Source organism: Mesorhizobium sp. AR10 (assembly GCF_024746795.1).
Classification (GTDB): Bacteria; Pseudomonadota; Alphaproteobacteria; order Rhizobiales; family Rhizobiaceae; genus Mesorhizobium.
On record NZ_CP080524.1, the window covers coordinates 2,417,707 to 2,437,768 of the forward strand.

Here is a 20,062-nt window from a genome sequence, read left to right on the forward strand (position 1 = left end):
TACTGCGTGCCGGAACAACCGGGTAGGAATGCGATCGAAGTTCGTGGCGTGCGCAAGGTGTTCGGCTCCGGCGAGAGCCAGGTCGCCGCTCTCGACACGGTCTCGGTGTCAATCCGCGAGAACGAATTCTTCACGCTGCTGGGGCCCTCGGGCTGCGGAAAGACGACACTGCTCAGGCTGATCGCCGGCTTCGACTATCCAAGCGCTGGAGAAATCCTGCTTTATGGCGACGATATCGCGCCGTTGCCGCCGTTCAAGCGCCCGGTCAACACCGTCTTCCAGTCCTATGCGCTGTTTCCGCACATGACGGTTTCTGAGAATATCGGTTTTGGCCTGGAAATGCTCGGCAAGCCTAAGACCGAGATCAAGGCGCGCGTCGACGAAATGCTGAAGCTGGTCAAGATGGAGGCGTTGGCGTCGCGTCGCACCAGCCAGATTTCCGGCGGCCAGCAGCAGCGCGTGGCGCTGGCGCGGGCGCTCGCGCCGCAGCCGAAGGTGCTGCTGCTCGACGAACCGTTATCGGCGCTGGACTTCAAGCTGCGCAAGGAAATGCAGATCGAATTGAAGCGGCTGCAGCACGAGACCGGCATCACCTTCATCTTCGTCACCCACGACCAGGAGGAAGCACTGACCATGTCGGACCGCATCGCGGTGATGTCGTCCGGCAAGATCCTGCAGGTCGGCTCGCCGTGGGATATCTACGACAAGCCGGCAGAACGCTTCGTCGCCGACTTCATCGGCGAAACCAATTTCCTGACCGCCGCCATCACCGGCATGGGCAAGGGCAAGGCACGCGCAACGCTCAAATCCGGCGCGACGATCGACGCGACCGTGGCCGAAGGCTTCCAGCCGAAGGACAACGCCACCGTGGTGGTGAGGCCCGAGCATGCCAAGCTGACAAAGGGCAAGGGCGACCTGTCGGGGACGATCGAAAACATCGTCTATTTCGGCACCGACACGCATATCCATGTCCATCTGGACAGCGGCGAAGCCTTCACCGTGCGGCAGCAGAACACGCGCAGCGCAGGCTGCGGGTTCGAACGCGGCGACAAGGTAGGCATTTCAATCGGCAATGATGCCGCGCAAGTGCTGAGGGACTGATGGCGAGCGCGGAGGAAGTCGCCAAGGCAGCCGAACGGCGCGATATCCGCGATCGTTGGCTGTTGTCGGCGCCGGCACTGTTGATCATCCTTTTTGCCGCGACCGGTCCGTTGCTGATCGTGCTGGTCTATTCGTTCCTGACGCCGGGTTCCTACGGCGACGTCAAGTGGCAATTCTCGCCGGAGGCCTGGGTGTCGGTGTTCATGGAACGCGACATCTTCGACGACACGCTTTCGCTCGCCGCCGCCCACGTCACTATTTTCTGGCGTTCCATCAAGCTGGCAATCGTGACGACGATCGCGACCTTGGTGCTTGGTTTCCCGACAGCCTATTTCATGGCGACGCGCAGTGAAAAGACGCGCGATCTGTGGCTGTTCCTGATCACCATACCGTTCTGGACCAACCTTCTGATCCGCACCTTCGCGGTGCTACAGATCATTCGCAACGAAGGCATCATCAACACGGTGCTGCTCAAGCTCGGCATCATCTCGGCGCCGATCCAGATCCTCTACACCGATACCGCGATCCTCGTCGGCATGGCTTATGTCTATCTGCCGCTGATGGTGCTGCCGGTCTATGCCAGCATGGAGAAGCTCGACTTCCGGCTGGTCGAGGCCGGCTACGATCTTTACGCCAATCGCTTCCAGGTGCTGAGGCGGATCATCTTTCCGCTGGTCAAGCCGGGCGTCATTGCCGGGTCCATCCTCGTTTTCATACCGGCAATCGGCGCCTATGTGACGCCAAGCGTCCTGGGTGGCGGCAAGAACATGATGCTCTCCAACCTGATCGAGTTGCAATTCGGCCAGGGCCGCAACTGGCCGCTCGGCTCGGCGCTGTCGATCGCCGTCATGGTCATCGTCATGGTTGCCCTGCTTGTCTATGTGCGCAATGCCGGCAGATCCGAGGTGCGGCATGGCTAGCAGCTTCTCCGTCAAGCATCAGCCAGGATTCACTGCGATCGCCGCGACCTGCTTTGTCCTGCTCTATCTGCCGATCGTCGTGCTGGTCGTCTATGCGTTCAATGCGGCGACATCGACGTCCGAATGGGGCGGTTTTTCGCTCAAATGGTTCCAGTCTGCATGGCAGAACACGCAGGTGATCGATGCGACGCTGCGTTCGTTTCAGATCGGCGCCATTGCGGCGACCCTTGCGACCATCGCCGCCACCATGGCGGCGTTGGCGACAACCCGCACGGCCGCCTATCCAGGCCTGACCTTCAAATATGCGGCGATCAACCAGCCGTTGATGGTGCCCGAGATCGTCACCGGTGTGGCGCTGCTGATCTTCTTCTCGCGCATCAAGATATTCACCGGCTATTCCGGCCTCGGCTATCTCATTGCCGCACATACGGCGTTCTGCATCCCCTTCGCCTATTTGCCGATCCGCGCGAGGCTGGAGAATATGGACCTGACGCTGGAGCGCGCCGCTGCCGATCTTTACGCAACGCCGTGGCGGACATTCCGGCGCATCACGCTGCCGCTGCTGTGGCCCGGCATATTGGCCGGGCTGATGCTGGCTTTCGTCATCTCGCTCGACGACGTTGTCATCACCGAGTTCGTCAAATCGGGCGGCCAGGACACGCTGCCGACCTACATGCTCGGCCAGATAAGACGGGGGATAACCCCTGAGATAAACGCGATTTCGACCGTGTTCCTGCTCTTGTCGGTCGCCATCGTGACGTTGTTTTTCTTGATCAGCAGGAAACGGGACTGAACCTACAAATGGGAGCTAAAACCATGAACTGGAAGACAAAAGCGACCGCCATCGGGTTGGCGCTGCTCGCAACGACGAGCCTGGCTCGCGCCGACGGCGTACTGAACATCTACAATTGGGGCAACTACACCAGCCCGGACGCTATCAAGAAGTTCGAGGCAAAGTACAACGTCAAGGTGACCATCACCGACTACGATTCGAACGACACGGCGTTGGCCAAGGTGCGCCAGGGCGGCACCGGCTTCGACATCGTGGTACCATCGCAGAACTACATGCCGATCTGGATCAAGGAAGGCCTGTTTCTTGAGACTGATCCGGGCAAGATGGAGAATTTCAAGAACGTGGCGCCGGAATGGGCCAATCCCGACTTCGACCCCGGCAGAAAGTATTCGGTGCCGTGGGCCTGGGGCACCGTCGGCGTCGTTGTGAACACTGATGTGTACAAGGGCGATATCAACACCTGGGGCATTGTTTTCAACACGCCCGATGAGTTGAAGGGCAAGGTCAATGTCGTTCCGGAAATGAACGACGTCATGTTCGCCGCCATCAAATATGTTGGCGGGCAGCAGTGCACCGGCGATAAGGAAGTGTTGAAGAAGGTGCGCGACCTTCTGGTAGCGGCCAAGCCGAACTGGATATCGATGGAATACAACACCATCGAGAAGATGGGCGCCGGCGACTTCAAGGCGACGAGCGACTGGAATGGCTCGGCACTGCGCCAGCGGCTGGCCAACCCCGCCATCCACTACGGCTATGCGAAGGAGGGTTTTGCCTACTGGAGCGACAATGTCGTGGTGCTTAAGGAAGCCAAAAACGTCGAGAATGCCAAGCTGTTCCAGAACTTCATTATGGATCCGGAAGTGGCTGCCGAGCTGTCGGCCTTCCATCGCTATGCCAATGGTATTTCGGGTTCCGATAAATACATGCCGGCCGACATGAAGGATGCGCCGGAGGTGATTATCCCGGCAGATGCGAAGCCTCACGGTGAATTGGGCGTCATGTGTCCGTCGGATGTGCAGGAGATCTACACCAAGATCTGGACCGAGCTGCAGAAATAGCCGCCTCAAGACGGACCCGGCGGCCGCCGCCGCCGGGTCCGTTTTTCGTCAGGACATGAAATCATGGACTCCTACCGCAACAGCGATCCAGCGCCACCGATCATGCAGGGGTCGCCGCCGCAATTGGTGCTGCCGAAGCTCGATTGGGACAGGGGGCCTTGGAACCGCTGGGCGTTCCAGCACATTCGCGAGTTCCTGCCGACCGCCGAAGTCTGGCGCGGCAATGGCCACCGGCACCGCTTCGATCGGGCCGAGGTCGATCTCGATGCGCTGCCGATGAGCGATAGCACCGGGGCACCGACGACGCTGGCCGGGCTGCTCGACGAGACCTATGCAGACGGCTTCCTCGTGCTCAAGGACGGCAAGATCGCCTATGAGCGCTATTTCAACGGTATGACCGACCGCACGCTGCATTTGTCGCAGTCGATGGCGAAGTCGGTCACCGGCTCGGTGTTCGGCATACTGGTCGGGCGCGGGCTGATCGATCCGGCCCAGCCGGTGACGGCCTATCTGCCGGAGCTTGCCGCCACCGGCTGGGCCGGCGCCAGCGTACAGCATGTGCTCGACATGACCAGTGGCGTGCGCTTTTCCGAGGAATACACCGACCCCTATTCCGATATCGGCCAGGTCGATGTCGCAGGCGGCTGGAAGCCGGTGCCGCCGGGCAGTGATCCGACGTTCCGCTGGCCGTCGCACATGTTCGAGCTGATCCTTGGTCTCAAGGAGAAAAGCCGGCCGCATGGCGCTGCTTTCGAATACCGCTCGATCGAGACCGATGTGCTGGCCTTCATCATGGAGCGGGTCACAGGCAAGCGGCTGCCGCAGCTAGTCTCCGAGGAGCTGTGGCAAAAGCTCGGCACCGATGAAAGCGCCTGCTTCACGGTCGACAGCGCCGGCTATGCCGTGGCCGACGGCGGCTTCAACGCGACGCTGCGAGACTATGGCCGCTTCGGCCAGCTGATCCTCGACAATGGCGGCGGCGTGGTGCCGGCCGACTGGATCGAGGCGACACGCAACGGCAGGCATGGACCGGATTTCAATCCCAGCCTGCCGGAAGGTAGTTACCGCAACCAGTTCTGGATCGAGAACCCGCGCTCGCGCGCGCTCATGTGCCGGGGCGTGTTCGGGCAGTTGATCCATATCGACTGGGACACGAGGATGGTCGTGGTGAAGCTTTCGACCTATCCGGATTTCACCAACACCGCCTATTCGATGGCGACGCTGAAGGCCGTGCACGCCATCGCCGCGGTACTCGGCTAATCCCAAGGCAAGAACAATCCGGAAGGAAACGCCGTGACTGGCAAGACCGCGTTCGAGACCAGGTATGGCTTTGCCCGTAACCAGGTGCTGCTTGGCAACTGGCGCGAAAAGCCGTTCAGCCGATGGTCGTTCCAGAATGTCGGCGAATTGGTACCCAGCGCACGCATCGCTGCGTCGGGTGGTGACGACGTGCCGGCACCGTCTCTGGACGGGCTGCTCAGTGAGAAGGTCACTCTGGCCGGTGGTCAGGAGACTGTCGCGGACTTTCTCGTTCGCTCCGATACCGACGCGCTGACGATCATGAAGGCCGGCAAGGTCGTCGGCGACTGGTTCGCACCGCATATGGAGTTCGGCGCACGCCACATCATCTTTTCGATCAGCAAATCGCTGACCGCCATTGTTGCCGGCATCCTGGAAGGTGAGGGGATTTTCGATCCGCAAGCGCCGGTGACCCGGTACCTTCCCGAAGCAGCCGGTTCGGCCTATGGCGATGCGACGGTGCGGCACGTGCTCGACATGACCGTCAGCCTCGACTTTGAAGAGGCCTATCTCGATCCGGAAAGCGCCTTTGCCCGCTACCGCCGCGCGACGCTGTGGAATCCGGGCGGCGGTAGTGAAAGCCTCCGCGCATTCATCCTGACGCTGCAGCGCCTGCCCGAGCCGCATGGCCAGACGTTCCGCTATCGCTCGCCCAATTCCGATCTGCTGGGCATCCTCATCGAACGTGCGTCCGGCCAGCGCGTCACGGATCTGATGCGCGAGAAATTGTGGCTGCCGCTCGGTGCCGCCAGCGAAGCCTCGGTGACGGTCGATATGGAAGGCACGGCGCGCACGGCCGGCGGCGTTTCGGTGACGCCGCGCGACCTGGCGCGCGTCGGCGAGATGATGCGGCAAGGCGGCATGGCCAATGGCCGCCGCATCGTGCCGGAAGCCTGGGTGCGCGACACGATCGAGACGGGCGGTGACGCCGCCGCATGGCAGCGCGGCACCATGGCGTTCCTCCTTTCGCAGGGCCGCTACCGCAACAAATGGTATCAGACGGGTGGGACAAGCGGTGCCTTCTTCGGCCTCGGCATCCATGGCCAATGGCTCTATGTCAATCCCAGGGATGAGGTGGTGATCGCAAAGATGTCGTCGCAGCCGGCGCCGGTCGACGATCCGCTCGACCTGGAACTCGTCGCCTTCTTCGAGGCATTGAGCCGGATGGTCTAGGCATCCGAACTAAGGTGCGCTTTCCTGTGGACCTCTCAGACGGTTGAAAACGCCGCGGTTGGCGCGGCGATGCTCAGCGCCTATGGTCGCTGCTCTTTTCGACTGGGCATAGGAACCACATGGCATCTGACATCAAGCGCATCGCAGCACTCATAGCAGCCGAGATCGCTTCGCGGCCCGAACAGGCCGCAGCGGCGATCGAACTGCTGGACGAGGGGGCGACAGTGCCGTTCGTGGCGCGCTACCGCAAGGAGGTCACCGGCGGTCTGGACGACACACAATTGCGCCTGCTGGCCGAACGGCTTGCCTATCTGCGCGAGCTCGACGCGCGCCGCGACACCATCCTGGGTTCGATCCGCGAGCAGGGCAAGCTGACGGCCGAACTGGAAGGCAAGATCGCTGATGTAACGACCAAGGCGGAGCTCGAAGACATCTATCTGCCTTACAAGCCAAAGCGGCGGACCAAGGCCGAGATCGCGCGTGAGCGGGGATTGGGACCGCTGGCGGAGGCCATTCTTGCCGACCGTGCGGCGGTGCCCACGGAACTGGCGCTGGCCTATCTGACCGAAGAGGTGGCCGATGCCAAGGCGGCGCTCGACGGCGCGCGCGACATCCTGTCGGAACAGTTCGCCGAAAATGCCGATCTGGTGGGCAAGCTCAGGAGCTACATGAAGGAACGCGCCTTCATGCGGGCTAAGGTGGTCGACGGCAAGCAGGAGGCCGGCGCGAAATTCTCCGACTATTTCGACCATGTCGAGCGCTGGGCCAACGTACCCAGCCATCGCGCGCTGGCCATGTTGCGCGGCCGCAACGAGGAAGTGCTGTCGCTCGACATCGAGGTCGATGCCGACGACGCCTCCCAGGTGAAACCGGTCGAACGGATGATTGCCGACGCCTACGCCATCGGCCGCCAGTTGCCGGGCGACCGCTGGCTGACCGAGGTCGCCGGCTGGACCTGGCGCATAAAACTGTCGCTGCACCTGACGCTCGACCTGATGCGGGATTTGCGTGAAAGGGCAGAGGAAGAAGCGATCCATGTATTCGCCCGCAATTTGAAGGATCTGCTGCTCGCCGCACCGGCCGGCTCGCGCGCCACGATGGGGCTCGACCCGGGCATTCGCACCGGCGTCAAGGTGGCGGTGGTCGATGGCACCGGAAAAGTGCTGACGACGACGACGGTCTATCCGTTTCCGCCAAGGAACGACGTGCGCGGCACGCAGGCAGAACTGGCCAAGCTCATCCGCCTGCACAAGGTCGAGCTGATTTCCATCGGCAACGGCACCGGCAGCCGTGAAACCGAGAAGCTGGTCGCCGACATGCTGGCCGATATGCCGGCGGACTCTGGGCCGAAGCCCCTCAAGGTGATCGTCAGCGAGGCGGGCGCCTCGGTCTATTCCGCTTCGGCAACCGCGGCGGCGGAATTTCCCGGTCTTGACGTGTCGTTGCGCGGCGCAGTGTCGATCGCGCGGCGGCTGCAGGATCCCTTGGCCGAACTGGTCAAGATCGAACCCAAATCGATCGGCGTCGGCCAGTACCAGCATGATGTCGACCAGTACCGGCTCGGCCGCTCACTGGAGGCGGTGGTCGAAGACGCGGTCAATGCCGTCGGTGTCGACCTCAACACGGCCTCGGCGCCACTTCTGGCTCGGGTTTCAGGGCTTGGCGCCTCGCTGGCCGAAGCGATCATTGCGCATCGCGACGCGACCGGCCCCTTCGCCAGCCGGAAGGATCTACTCAAGGTCTCCCGCCTTGGACCTCGCGCGTTCGAGCAATGCGCCGGCTTTCTGCGCATTGCCAATGGCAGCGAGCCGCTCGATGCCTCGTCGGTGCATCCCGAAGCCTATGGCGTGGCGAAGAAGATCGTTGCCGCCTGCGGGCGCGACGTCCGCGCGCTGATGGGCGACAGCGCGGCACTGAAAGCGCTCGATCCGCGCGTCTTCGTCGATGATCGGTTCGGCCTGCCGACGGTGCGCGACATCCTGGCGGAGCTGGAAAAGCCCGGCCGCGATCCGCGCCCCGGCTTCAAGACCGCGACCTTTGCCGAGGGCGTCGACGACATCAAGGACCTGAAGCCCGGCATGCTGTTGGAAGGCACCGTCACCAATGTTGCGGCCTTCGGCGCTTTCGTCGATATCGGCGTGCATCAGGACGGGTTGGTGCACGTCTCGCAACTGGCCGACCGCTTCGTCAAGGATGCGCATGAGGTGGTGAAGGCGGGCGACGTGGTGAAAGTGCGCGTTGTCGACGTCGACATCAAGCGCAAGCGGATAGGCCTTTCCATGCGCAAGGATGGTGGCGAGGGTGGGGTATCGAAAGCCGGGGCGCGCGACAATGGTGGCGGCAAGCCGACGCCGCGTTCGGCGGCGCCACAGCGCCAGCCGGAGCGGCCGGCGCAGGGCGCGTTTGGTGCGGCTTTGGCTGAAGCGATGAAGCGGAAGTAGCTACCACGCCAGAACAGCCGGCTCCTTCTCAACCTGGCCCAGCAGCCAGTCGCGAAAGCTGGCGACGGGCGGATGGCCGCGTTTGTCGTGTGGCACGACGAGATAGTAGGCGCTGCGGCTCTGCATCGGCCGGCCCGGCGCCGGCACCAACTGGCCGCGCTGCAGCTCGCCCGCAATCAGGATCTCCGGCAGGAGCGCCACGCCAAGCCCGGCCATGCAGGCCTGGGCGACGGTGCCGAATTGCTCGAACTGCATGCCGGGCCCGGTCGGCGGGCTGAGACCCTGCTCTTCGAACCATTCGCCCCAGGCACCGGGACGCGTCGCCATGTGCAGTAGCGGCAGGCGGCTGATATCGACCGCCGTGGCAATGGCGCGGCTGGCCAGGAATTCGGGTGAAACCACCGGCATCACTGTCTCGCGCATCAACAGCGTGGAGTCGGCGTCCGGCCAGTCGGGCTGACCATGATGAATGGCGGCGTCCAGTCGCTCGCGGGCGAAGTCGAAGCGTCCGATGCGGGTGACGAAGTTGATGGTGATGTCGGGATTGTTTTCGACGAAATCCGGAATGAGCGGCATCAGCCAACGCGTGCCGAAGGTCGGCAATATGGCGAGGTTCAGGATGCCGCTATGCCGATTGCTCATCAATCCGAGCGCCGCGTCGCGCAGCTGGCCAAGCGCGGAGCGAACCGCCTCGGCATAGATTTCGCCCGCCGTCGACAGCCTGACATTGCGACTGTCGCGCTCGAACAGGCGGCGGCCGAACTGGTCTTCTAAAAGCCTGACCTGCCGGCTGACGGCGCCCTGGGTCAGATCGAGCTCCTGGGCAGCAGCGGTAAAACTGCCCAGACGGGCCACCGCCTCGAAGGCGGCGAGGGCGCTGATGTTCGGCAAAAGGCGGCGCTGGACGTTCATGATTCATTACTAACGCTCATTGATCCGTGATGCAATTTCGTTTGATTTTTTCAAGGCGGAGGCGGATAAGCCGGGCACTTCAAGATTTCGTTTGAGAGGACCGACAGCCATGGCCGCCGACAAGAACGCGTTCGTCTGGGAAGATCCCTTCCTGATCGAGAACCAGCTTTCTGAAGACGAACGCATGGTGCGCGACGGCGCCGTGGCCTTTGCCGCCGACAAGTTGGCGCCGAAGATCGAGGAAGCCTATCTTGAGGAGAAGACCGACGCCGGTATCTTTCGCGAGATGGGCGATGCGGGTCTGCTCGGCATCACGATTCCTGAGGAATATGGCGGGCTCGGCGCCAACTATGTCACCTACGGGCTGGTGGCGCGGGAAGTCGAGCGCGTCGACTCGGGTTATCGCTCGATGATGAGCGTGCAGTCGTCGCTGGTGATGTTTCCGATCCATGCTTATGGCTCGGAGGCGCAGCGCAAGAAGTACCTGCCGAAGCTGGCCTCGGGCGAATGGATCGGCTGCTTCGGCCTTACCGAGCCGGATGCGGGGTCCGATCCCGGCGGCATGAAGACGCGGGCCGAGAAGACGGCGAACGGCTACAAGCTTTCCGGTTCCAAGATGTGGATTTCCAACGCGCCGATCGCCGACGTGTTCGTCGTCTGGGCGAAGCTCAAGGGCGAGAACGGCAAGGACGAGATTCGCGGCTTCGTGCTGGAAAAGGGCATGAAGGGGCTGTCGGCGCCGAAGATCGGCGGCAAGCTCAGCCTGCGCGCATCGATCACCGGTGAGGTGGTGATGGAAGGCGTCGAGGTCGGCGAAGACGCGTTGCTGCCGAACGCCAAGGGCCTCGGCGGTCCGTTCGGCTGCCTCAACCGGGCGCGCTATGGCATTTCCTGGGGGGCGATGGGCGCGGCCGAGGATTGCTGGCACCGCGCCCGCCAATATGGCCTCGACCGCAAGCAGTTCGGCAAGCCGCTGGCCGGCACGCAGCTGTTCCAGAAGAAGCTCGCCGACATGCAAACCGAGATCGCGCTGGGCCTACAGGCCAGCCTGCGGGTCGGGCGGCTGATGGACGAAGGCAAAATGGCGCCGGAGATGATCTCGATCGTCAAGCGCAACAATTGCGGCAAGGCGCTCGATATTGCCCGCCAGGCCCGCGACATGCATGGCGGCAACGGCATCCAGATCGGCTACCACGTCATGCGCCACGCGCAGAACCTGGAAACCGTCAACACCTATGAGGGCACGCATGACGTGCACGCGCTGATCCTTGGGCGGGCACAGACGGGGATACAGGCGTTCTTCTGAGCTGTGCCGATATTCAGGTGAGGCCGGCCTGCAAAGGGCGGCTTCCTGCGCTTCCGGTGCTCACGCACCCAAAGTACGCTCCGCTCCGGTTCTCGGAAGCCACCATTTTCGGCTCGGCCTGACCTAATCTCAACACATCTTGGGCAGGCTTCCGCTGCTTAAATTAGGTGCACCGCAACATCTCTGCTTGGAGAATGGCCGCCATTTGTGTCAGGGTTCGGCGAAATCGTTTTGAAACGCTGAACTCCGGGGCCCCATGGCAATTCTGGCAGCCGTCTACCACCTGACCCACTACAAATATGACCGGCCGGTTGTCCTCGGCCCGCAAGTCATCAGGCTGCAGCCGGCGCCGCATTCCCGCACCAAGGTCTTGAGCCATTCGCTGAAGGTCGAGCCGGCGAACCATTTCGTCAATCTGCAGCAGGACCCTTACGGCAATTTCCTCGCCCGCTTCGTCTTTCCGGAGCCGGTGGCGGAACTGAAGATCGAGGTCGACCTCGTCGCCGACATGACTGTCTACAATCCGTTCGATTTCTTCGTCGAGCCGTCTGCAGAGATGTTTCCGTTCGAGTACCCGGAAGAGATACGTGATGATCTGGCCATCTATCGGACGCCCGAGCCGGCTGGGCCGCTGTTGTCCGCCTTCCTGAAAACCATCGACCGCAGCCCGACCAACACCGTCAATTTCGTCGTCGACCTCAATGCCCGCCTGCAGCGCGAGATCGCCTATATCGTGCGCATGGAGACCGGCGTCTTCTCGCCTGAGGAAACGCTGACCGCGGCAAAAGGCTCGTGCCGGGATTCGAGCTGGCTGCTGGTGCAGATCCTGAGGAACCTCGGCATTGCCGCACGTTTCGTCTCCGGCTATCTGATCCAGCTGAAGCCCGATCTTGTGGCGCTCGACGGGCCGCCCGGCACTGCCGTCGACTTCACCGACCTCCATGCCTGGTGCGAGGTCTATCTGCCGGGCGCGGGCTGGATCGGTTTCGATCCGACTTCCGGCCTGCTCACCGGTGAAAGCCATGTGCCGCTGGCGGCGACGCCGCATTTCCGCAATGCCGCGCCGATTTCCGGTATGGCGAGCTTTGCCAATGTCGAGTTCGGCTTCGAGATGCGGGTCGACCGCATCTCCGAGCACCCACGCATCACCAAGCCGTTCTCGGATGAAAGCTGGCTGGCGCTCGATGCGCTCGGCAACAAGGTCGACGCCGCGCTCGCGGCCGGCGACGTGCGGCTCACCATGGGCGGCGAGCCCACCTTCGTGTCGATCGACGATTTCGAGTCCGCGGAATGGAACACTGCCGCCGTCGGCCCGACCAAGCGCGAAAAGGCAGATGCGCTGATCCGAAAACTGCGCGAACGCTTCGCGCCGGGCGGCTTCCTGCATTACGGGCAAGGCAAGTGGTATCCTGGCGAAAGCCTACCGCGCTGGACCTTTTCGCTCTACTGGCGCACCGACGGCCAGCCGGTGTGGAGCGATCCGTCGCTGATCGCACGGGAAAAGAGCGAGGCCGATATTGGACCAAAGCAGGCGGAAAGCCTGCTGACGGCAATCGCCGGCGAACTCGGCATCGAAACGACCATGGTCAGCGAAGCCTATGAGGACCCGGCCGAGTGGCTGCTCAAGGAAGGCAAGCTGCCCGACAATGTCGATCCGTCGAATTCCAAGCTGGAGGACCCGGAGGAGCGCAGCCGCATGGCGCGCGTGTTCGAACGCGGCCTGACCAAGCCGTCGGGCTACGTACTGCCGGTGCAGCGTTGGAACAGCCAGGCATCGGGACCGCGCTGGCGCTCGGAGAAATGGAAGACACGGCGCGGCCGGCTGTTCCTGGTGCCCGGCGATTCACCGGTCGGCTATCGCCTGCCGCTCGGCACGCTGCCTTATGTGCCGCCGGCGCAGTTCCCCTACATCGTGCCGGTCGATCCGTCGCTGCCGCGCGGGCCGCTGCCGGCGCGCGAGGCTATCTTGCCCCAAGCGGCTCCAGCCGAACTTGAAGGCGCCGACGAAATGGCGCGTCGCCAGCAGGCGGTATCCTTCACGGCAACGACCGGCCAGCAGGACCGTGTCGAGCAGGAGATCACCGAGATCGGCGGCGCGGTGCGCACTGCACTGTCGGTCGAGCCGCGTGACGGGCGGCTGTGTGTGTTCATGCCGCCGGTCGAGGCGCTGGAAGATTATCTCGAACTGGTCGCGGCGGCCGAGAACGCGGCAAAAGCGATCGGCCTGCCGGTGCATATCGAGGGCTATGGCCCGCCGCACGATCCACGCCTCAACGTCATCAGGGTGGCGCCGGATCCCGGTGTCATCGAGGTCAACATCCATCCGGCCTCCAATTGGCAGGACTGCGTGGCGACAACCACGGCGATCTACGAGGAAGCGCGGCAGACGCGGCTTGGTGCCGACAAGTTCATGATCGACGGCCGTCACACCGGCACCGGCGGCGGCAACCATGTCGTCGTCGGCGGCGCGACGCCCAATGACAGCCCGTTTCTGCGCCGGCCTGACCTGTTGAAGAGTCTGGTGTTGCAGTGGCAGCGGCATCCGTCGCTGTCCTACCTGTTCTCGGGCCTGTTCATCGGCCCGACCAGCCAGGCGCCACGCTTCGACGAGGCGCGCCACGACTCGCTCTACGAGCTTGAGATCGCGATGGCGCAGGTGCCGCATCCAGACAAAGGCGCGGCACCATTGCCGTGGTTGGTCGACCGGTTGTTCCGTAATCTGCTGACCGATGTAACCGGCAACACGCATCGTTCGGAAATCTGCATCGACAAATTGTTTTCCCCGGATGGCCCGACCGGTCGTCTCGGCCTGGTCGAGTTCCGCGGTTTCGAGATGCCGCCCAATGCGCGCATGAGCCTGGCGCAGCAGCTTCTGGTACGTGCCATTATCGCCCGCGCGTGGAAGAACCCGCTCGACGGCCGTTTCGTGCGCTGGGGCACCTCGCTGCATGACCGTTTCATGCTGCCGCACCATGTCTGGGCCGATTTCCTCGACGTGCTCGACGACCTCAAGCTGAACGGTTTCGAGTTCCGGCCCGAATGGTTCGATGCGCAGCTCGAGTTCCGCTTCCCGTTCTGCGGCGAGGTCCAGTATGCCGGCATCAAGCTGGAGCTGCGGCAGGCGCTGGAGCCATGGCATGTGATGGGCGAGCAAGGGGCGATTGGCGGAACCGTGCGCTTCGTCGATTCCTCGGTCGAGCGGCTGCAGGTGAAGACAGAAGGGCTCAACCCGGAGCGCCATGCCATCGTCTGCAATGGCCGCATCGTGCCGATGAAGGTGACCGACAACCGCGAGATCGCGGTGGCGGGCGTCCGCTTCAAGGCCTGGCAGCCGTCATCGGGCCTGCATCCGGCGCTGCCGGTCAACACGCCGCTGGTCTTCGACATCTACGATCGTTGGTCGGGCCGGGCGGTCGGCGGCTGCGTCTACCATGTCGCGCATCCCGGCGGGCGTAGCTACGACACCTTCCCGGTCAACGGCAACGAAGCCGAGGCGCGGCGGCTCGCCCGCTTCGAGCCGCGCGGCCATACGCCGTCCAGTTACGTGCTGCGCAACGAAGAAGCCGCTGAAGACTTCCCGATGACCCTTGACCTTCGACGCCCTGCCAGACTCTGATCAGCGATGGCAAAGGGGAATCACAAGAGGGTACGCGGCAAGCCGCAAACCCATAGCCTGCTGGAGCACTACCAGCCGATCGACGGCGTCGTCGACGAGATGGTCGATGCATCGGGCAATCCCCGCCCGGCCTGGAAGAACTTCATCGAGGCGCTGGAAGAACTGGGCCCCGAAAAGCTCGCCCAGCGCTTTGCCCGTGCCGACCAGTATCTGCGCGATGCCGGCGTCTATTACCGCGTCTACGACAAGGCCGGCGCCAATGAGCGCGAATGGCCGCTGGCGCATGTTCCCTTGCTGATCGAGGACAAGGAATGGGCTGACATCAGCGCCGGTCTCGTCCAGCGGGCCGAACTGTTCGAGGAAACGATCGCCGACATCTACGGGCCGAACCGGCTGATCGAGAAGGGCATCCTGCCGGCTGGACTGATCGCAGCCAGCCCGGAATATTTGCGGCCCGTTGTCGGCACCAGGCCGGCCGGTGGCCATTTCCTGCATTTCTGCGCATTCGAGCTCGGCCGCGGACCGGACGGACGGTGGTGGGTGCTGGGCGATCGCACACAGGCACCGTCGGGAGCTGGTTTTGCGCTGGAAAACCGCGTTGCCACCACGCGTGCGCTGTCCGACATCTATGGCGAGATGCATGTGCATCGACTTGCCGGTTTCTTCCGACGCTTCCGCGATGCGCTGATCGGCATGGCCAAGGCGACCGGCGGCCGCGTCGCCATCCTGACGCCGGGACCGCTCAACGAAACCTATTACGAGCATGCCTATATCGCCCGCTATCTCGGCATCATGCTGCTCGAAGGCGAGGATCTGACCGTCTCGGGCGGCAGACTGATGGTGCGCACGGTTTCGGGGCTGAAGCCGGTCGGCGTGCTGTGGCGGCGGCTCGACGCAGCCTTCGCCGATCCGCTCGAACTGCGGTCGGATTCGCAGATCGGTACGCCGGGGTTGGTCGAAGCGATCCGCCAGGGCGCTGTTTCGACGGTCAACGCGCTGGGCTCGGGCCTGATGGAAACGCGCGCACTACTCGCCTTCCTGCCGGAGATTTCGCGCGCCCTGCGGGGCGAAGAGCTCCTGTTGCCAAGCGTCGCGACGTGGTGGTGCGGACAAGAATCCGAACGCGCGCATGTGCTGGCCAATATCGACCGCATGGTGATCGGGCCGGCTCTGTCGACAAGACTGGCTTTCGAGGATGACGAATCGACAAAGCTCGGCTCGGCCCTGTCCGCCGGGGAACGGGCCGAATTGATTGCGCGGATCGAACGCGACGGCGGCGACTTCGTCGGCCAGGAAGCGGTGACGCTTTCGACGACGCCGGTCTATGTCGGCGGCTGGCTGGAACCACGCCCGGCAAGCCTACGTGTTTATCTGGCGCGAACGGCCGATGGCTGGACGGTGATGCCCGGCGGGTTCGCCCGCGTCGGCTTTTCACTCGACCCGACGGCCATCGCCATGCAGCGCGGCGGCCAGGCGGCGGATGTCTGGGTGGTCAGCGACAGAGCGGTGGAGCGCGAAACGCTGCTGCCGCAGGAGCATGACAGTTTCACCCGCACCATGCCGGGCAGCCTGCCCAGCCGCGCGGCGGAGAACCTGACATGGCTCGGCCGCTACATCGAGCGATCGGAAGACACGGTGCGCATCCTGCGCGCCTATCACGTGCGGCTGGCCGAGACGTCAGACCCGGATATGCCGCTGCTTGCCGATGTCAGAGACTATCTCGACCCCTTCGGCATCGACCTTGAATCGGCCATCCCGTCCGGTCTCATCGGCACGCTGGACAGCGCCGTCTACAGCGCCGGGCAGATCCGCGACCGTTTTTCGCCCGATGGCTGGCTGGCGCTGAAGGATCTGTCGAAGACGGTCCATCAGTTCGCCACGACGGTGGCGCCAGGCGACGACGCGACGCGGGCGATGACGGTCCTCCTGCGCAAGCTTGCCGGTTTTTCCGGCCTGCTGCATGAGAACATGTACCGCTTCACCGGCTGGCGCTTCCTGGAGATCGGCCGGCGGCTGGAACGCGGCATCCAGATCGCCCGCACGCTGGCCCGGCTGACCAGGGCACAAGCACCCGACGGCGCGCTCGACATGATGCTGGAGATCGGCGACAGCGTCATGACTCACCGGCGGCAGTATCCGGTGCAGGCCGGCAGGCGAACGGTGATCGACCTCCTGGTGCTCGATCCGCTCAACCCACGCTCGATCCTTTTCCAACTCGAACGGCTGAAGGCTGAAATCGGGCTGTTGCCCGCTATCGGTGGCGAGGGGCATATGTCGCTGGCGGCGAAGGAGATCCTGCAGCTCAACACCGCGATAGCCATCAAGGAGCCTTCGGACATGACGGCGAAGGCCCTGGACGATCTCGCCAATGAGATCGGCGGCCTCTACAACAGCCTCGCCAAAGCCTATTTCGGGTAAAGGCGGGCATGCTCTACGACATCAGGCTCCATCTGCGCTACGACTATGACGCTGCGGCCGGCGGCGGCCGCCATCAGGTGCGCGTGTTGCCGCCGACGATCGCCGGCGTGCAGCGGGTGATCGCCGCTTCGCTGTCGTTTGCGCCGGCGCCGAGCGAACGCTTGGATTTTGCCGATTTCTTCGGCAACAACGTCACCTCGATCGCCTTTCGCGACGCTCACGACGCGCTCGACATCAGAATGAGCGCGCGCGTGGCCGTGTCGCGGCCGGAGCCCGGGCTCGACGTCTCGCCCGACATTCAACAACTGCGGGCCGAACTCGGCACGGTGCGGTCGCTGTCGCCTGATGCACCGCATCACTTTCTGGCGGCCAGCGATCATGCCGGCATCGATGCGGCGATCACTGCCTATGCGCGAGACAGCGTCGGCAGCTCGACCGTCGGTACGGCTATGGATCTGTGCAACCGCATTCACCGTGATTTCACCTATGACGGCAAGGCGACCACCGTTCGGACGAAGGCCAGCGACGCGTTCAGCCTGAAGCGGGGCGTCTGTCAGGATTTTTCGCACATCATGATTGCGGGGCTGCGCGGCCTGGGCATCCCCGCCGGCTATGTCAGCGGGTTCCTGCGCACCATTCCGCCGAAGGGCAAGCCTCGGCTCGAAGGAGCCGACGCCATGCATGCCTGGGTTAGGGTGTGGTGCGGGCGCGATGCCGGCTGGCAGGAGTTCGATCCGACCAACGGCATGCGGGCAAGCAATGACCACATCACTGTCGGCTATGGCCGCGACTACTCGGATGTGGCGCCGATCGTTGGTGTCTTGAAAACCACCGGGGGGCAAGTCGGCGACCAGGCGGTAGACGTCATTCCGGTCGTGCTCGAGAAGGCTTGACGGCGGGCGACGATGCGGATCACGCCGGCGCTTTCGAGCCAGCAAAGATTGCTTCTCAAACGCAGATACGGCCGCTATCCTAGGCCTCATGCAGGGGGACGCCGGCGCGCATGAAATGCACCGGTGTAGGGTTTGTCATTGAAAGCGGTCAGCGTCGTCATTCCAGCACATAATGCGGCGGCAACCATCGCCGGCACGCTGGCTTCACTTCGTTCGGAGGTTGAGGTCATCGGCGAGGTGCTGCTGGTCGACGATTCGTCGTCGGATGGCACAGCAGCCGTCGCGCAAGACGCAGCTTCGCAACTGTCATTGCCGTTGCGCGTGCTCAAGGGCACCTGCCGAGACGCAGGCGGCGCCCGCAATCTGGCACTGGCGCAGGCAAGTTGCCCCTGGATATACATGATCGACGCCGACGATCTGCATCTGGAAGGCGGGCTACGGTCGCTGCTGCTGCGGGCGGAGGCCCAGCCGACGGCCGATATGGTGGTCGGCGCCTTTCGCCGACGGACCAATGGCGAGGATCGGCATATAAAGTTTCCGGCCGGCTATACGGCCACCAGCATCGCCAATGCTTCAGCCTATCTGCAAGGTCACATCCGCTCGATTGCCGTGGGCAGCGCCCTGGTGTCCCGGAGCGTGGTCGGCGATACAAGGTTCCCGACCGGGCTCGCCTATGACGAGGACACATTGTTCTGGGTGCGGTTGATGAGCAGGGCCTCACTAGCCGTGATTACACAGCCTGTCATGATCTACGTCGTTTCGGCGGAGCGCTCCGACAATCGTTTCACGATCAACCCGGCGCAACGTTTCCTCGACTGGCACCTGGCGTTGCGCAAGCTCACCGACTGCGGCATTCCGAAGTCGGCGCTCAAGGTCAGGGAAGGCCTGGTCGCCCTCAAGATCGCCCGTGTCCACTACACACGCGGCGACCTGGAGACCGCGGCGCGGTTCCTCGCCGTGGCCACGGCGGCGCCGAAGGTTCCCTCGGATGTCTGGCGCTGCATGCGCTACCAATTCAAGCTTGCGGTGCGCCGCCGTTTTTCATTTCCGCAAGCCCAGCTGCAAAGTGCCTGATTCAGACCCGCCGAAGCTTGCCGTCATTGTCATTGGCCACCGCGCGCCGGCTCGAATCGTCGAGGCGGTGACATCTCTCCTTGGTCAGAATACGCCGCTCGAGATCGTTGTGGTCAACTCAGGTGGAGGGGAGGCGCGTGCACTGCTGGCTGCCGCCGGGCTCGAGGTGCCGGTGATCGAGGTCAGTCGGACGTTGTTCGTTGGTGCGGCCCGCAACGTGGGTATTGCGGCGACGCAAGCGCCGTTCGTCGGCTTTCTTGCAGACGATTGTCTTGCCTGCCCCGGGTGGGCTGAAACACGGCTGCGGCGGCATCTGGCCGGCGACCGCGCCGTGGCGAGCGCCATCGTGAACAGCCATCCGCGCAATCTGATTGCTTGTGCGGCTCACTTGGTGACGTTCATGCGGCGTCTTCCCGGTCTGCCGGCGGATCAGGCACTGCGCTACGGCGTGTCGTTCGACCGCCGGTTGTTCGATGAATATGGGTTGTTCGATGAAATGATACCTATTGCTGAAGACACCGAATTTCTAAAGCGGTTGCCGCAGGTACTGCAGCCGGTTTGGGAACCGGGGGTACGAACGGTTCATCGCAACGAAACACGGCTGCTCGGATTGCTTGCCGATCAGTACGTGCGTGGCTATCGCCGCGGCGATTATCTGGCCGCGTCCACCCGAAACACGCCCTTTCGGTTTTTTCGCGACACTTTTCGCGACCGGCGCCAGGTCCGCAAATTGGCAAAGGTCGGGCTCTCCGGACCGGACCTGACTTTTGCCATGCGATCCATGCCAGTTGTCTGGCTTGCCCTGTTGGTCAAGTCTGTGGGCGTCTATGCCGGCGCGCGTAATCGCGGGAAAGCGAACTGGCGACAAAAGAATGATCACTAGCCAAATTAGACCTCGACGCTGGCGACGGAGCGGACTGTTCTGGACGCAGCAGAGAACGATCGCGGTTTTCAGCTATCGCTATGATTCGCATCTGGTTCCCGATCTGATCGCCAATGTCGATCCGGTCGTCGATGGCTGGATTGCCTATGACGATCGTGGGGCGACTGACGTTTTC

Annotated in this window: 14 protein-coding genes; 13 read left to right on the top strand and 1 reads right to left on the bottom strand. The window is 63.3% G+C overall.

Annotated elements, in window-relative coordinates; translation table 11 throughout:
• The first annotated feature begins 6 nt into the window (after positions 1-6).
• The 7 genes from LHFGNBLO_RS15275 (at position 7) to LHFGNBLO_RS15305 (ending at position 8,785) form a co-directional block, all read left to right on the top strand.
• Positions 7-1,101, top strand: a complete 1,095-nt coding sequence (locus LHFGNBLO_RS15275; protein ID WP_258608648.1) for an ABC transporter ATP-binding protein — start codon at positions 7-9, stop codon at positions 1,099-1,101.
• On the top strand, positions 1,101-2,021 hold the full coding sequence (locus LHFGNBLO_RS15280; RefSeq protein WP_258608650.1) for an ABC transporter permease: 921 nt from the start codon (positions 1,101-1,103) through the stop codon (positions 2,019-2,021). The genes LHFGNBLO_RS15275 and LHFGNBLO_RS15280 overlap by 1 nt, the downstream gene beginning before the upstream one ends.
• Positions 2,014-2,814, top strand: a complete 801-nt coding sequence (locus LHFGNBLO_RS15285; RefSeq protein WP_258608652.1) for an ABC transporter permease — start codon at positions 2,014-2,016, stop codon at positions 2,812-2,814. The genes LHFGNBLO_RS15280 and LHFGNBLO_RS15285 overlap by 8 nt, the downstream gene beginning before the upstream one ends.
• A gap of 23 nt (positions 2,815-2,837) precedes the next feature.
• Positions 2,838-3,872 (top strand): extracellular solute-binding protein, encoded by a 1,035-nt coding sequence (locus tag LHFGNBLO_RS15290; protein WP_258608654.1) that lies wholly within the window; start codon positions 2,838-2,840, stop codon positions 3,870-3,872.
• 63 nt (positions 3,873-3,935) lie between these two features.
• Complete coding sequence (locus LHFGNBLO_RS15295) at positions 3,936-5,132, top strand: serine hydrolase domain-containing protein (RefSeq protein WP_258608656.1); 1,197 nt, start codon at positions 3,936-3,938, stop codon at positions 5,130-5,132.
• Between the two features lie 33 nt (positions 5,133-5,165).
• Positions 5,166-6,344 carry a serine hydrolase domain-containing protein gene (locus tag LHFGNBLO_RS15300; RefSeq protein ID WP_258608658.1) on the top strand — a complete coding sequence of 393 codons (1,179 nt, stop codon included), beginning with the start codon at positions 5,166-5,168 and terminating at the stop codon, positions 6,342-6,344.
• Between the two features lie 119 nt (positions 6,345-6,463).
• On the top strand, positions 6,464-8,785 hold the full coding sequence (locus LHFGNBLO_RS15305; protein ID WP_258608660.1) for a Tex family protein: 2,322 nt from the start codon (positions 6,464-6,466) through the stop codon (positions 8,783-8,785).
• Here the strand turns inward: LHFGNBLO_RS15305 and LHFGNBLO_RS15310 are convergent, their stop codons facing one another.
• The gene (locus LHFGNBLO_RS15310; RefSeq protein ID WP_258608662.1) at positions 8,786-9,697 is read right to left on the bottom strand and encodes a LysR family transcriptional regulator; all 912 of its coding nucleotides are present in this window, start codon (positions 9,695-9,697) and stop codon (positions 8,786-8,788) included.
• 109 nt (positions 9,698-9,806) lie between these two features.
• Here LHFGNBLO_RS15310 and LHFGNBLO_RS15315 point away from each other — a divergent pair, with 109 nt between their 5' ends.
• The 6 genes from LHFGNBLO_RS15315 (at position 9,807) to LHFGNBLO_RS15340 (ending at position 19,887) form a co-directional block, all read left to right on the top strand.
• A complete protein-coding gene (locus LHFGNBLO_RS15315; protein WP_258608664.1) occupies positions 9,807-11,003 on the top strand; it encodes an acyl-CoA dehydrogenase in 1,197 nt (398 codons plus the stop codon).
• A 256-nt stretch (positions 11,004-11,259) separates the two neighbouring features.
• The gene (locus tag LHFGNBLO_RS15320; RefSeq protein ID WP_258608666.1) at positions 11,260-14,619 is read left to right on the top strand and encodes a DUF2126 domain-containing protein; all 3,360 of its coding nucleotides are present in this window, start codon (positions 11,260-11,262) and stop codon (positions 14,617-14,619) included.
• Positions 14,620-14,625: 6 nt separating this feature from the next.
• Positions 14,626-17,037: a circularly permuted type 2 ATP-grasp protein gene (locus tag LHFGNBLO_RS15325; protein ID WP_258608668.1), complete on the top strand. Its 2,412-nt coding sequence runs from the start codon at positions 14,626-14,628 to the stop codon at positions 17,035-17,037.
• An 8-nt stretch (positions 17,038-17,045) separates the two neighbouring features.
• Positions 17,046-17,930 carry a transglutaminase family protein gene (locus tag LHFGNBLO_RS15330; RefSeq protein ID WP_258608669.1) on the top strand — a complete coding sequence of 295 codons (885 nt, stop codon included), beginning with the start codon at positions 17,046-17,048 and terminating at the stop codon, positions 17,928-17,930.
• Between the two features lie 138 nt (positions 17,931-18,068).
• Complete coding sequence (locus LHFGNBLO_RS15335) at positions 18,069-19,004, top strand: glycosyltransferase family 2 protein (protein ID WP_258608671.1); 936 nt, start codon at positions 18,069-18,071, stop codon at positions 19,002-19,004.
• Entirely contained in the window at positions 18,997-19,887 is an 891-nt protein-coding gene (locus LHFGNBLO_RS15340; RefSeq protein WP_258608673.1) for a glycosyltransferase family 2 protein, read from the top strand. The genes LHFGNBLO_RS15335 and LHFGNBLO_RS15340 overlap by 8 nt, the downstream gene beginning before the upstream one ends.
• The last annotated feature ends 175 nt before the right edge of the window (positions 19,888-20,062 follow it).

Excerpts from the sequence above, each read along its gene's own strand:
- LHFGNBLO_RS15320 (WP_258608666.1), top strand. The coding sequence starts at position 11,260 with ATGGCAATTCTGGCAGCCGTCTACCACCTGACCCACTACAAATATGAC.
- LHFGNBLO_RS15325 (WP_258608668.1), top strand. The coding sequence starts at position 14,626 with ATGGCAAAGGGGAATCACAAGAGGGTACGCGGCAAGCCGCAAACCCAT.
- LHFGNBLO_RS15285 (WP_258608652.1), top strand. The coding sequence starts at position 2,014 with ATGGCTAGCAGCTTCTCCGTCAAGCATCAGCCAGGATTCACTGCGATC.
- LHFGNBLO_RS15280 (WP_258608650.1), top strand. The coding sequence starts at position 1,101 with ATGGCGAGCGCGGAGGAAGTCGCCAAGGCAGCCGAACGGCGCGATATC.
- LHFGNBLO_RS15305 (WP_258608660.1), top strand. The coding sequence starts at position 6,464 with ATGGCATCTGACATCAAGCGCATCGCAGCACTCATAGCAGCCGAGATC.
- LHFGNBLO_RS15315 (WP_258608664.1), top strand. The coding sequence starts at position 9,807 with ATGGCCGCCGACAAGAACGCGTTCGTCTGGGAAGATCCCTTCCTGATC.
- LHFGNBLO_RS15295 (WP_258608656.1), top strand. The coding sequence starts at position 3,936 with ATGGACTCCTACCGCAACAGCGATCCAGCGCCACCGATCATGCAGGGG.
- LHFGNBLO_RS15330 (WP_258608669.1), top strand. The coding sequence starts at position 17,046 with ATGCTCTACGACATCAGGCTCCATCTGCGCTACGACTATGACGCTGCG.
- LHFGNBLO_RS15310 (WP_258608662.1), bottom strand. The coding sequence starts at position 9,697 with ATGAACGTCCAGCGCCGCCTTTTGCCGAACATCAGCGCCCTCGCCGCC.
- LHFGNBLO_RS15290 (WP_258608654.1), top strand. The coding sequence starts at position 2,838 with ATGAACTGGAAGACAAAAGCGACCGCCATCGGGTTGGCGCTGCTCGCA.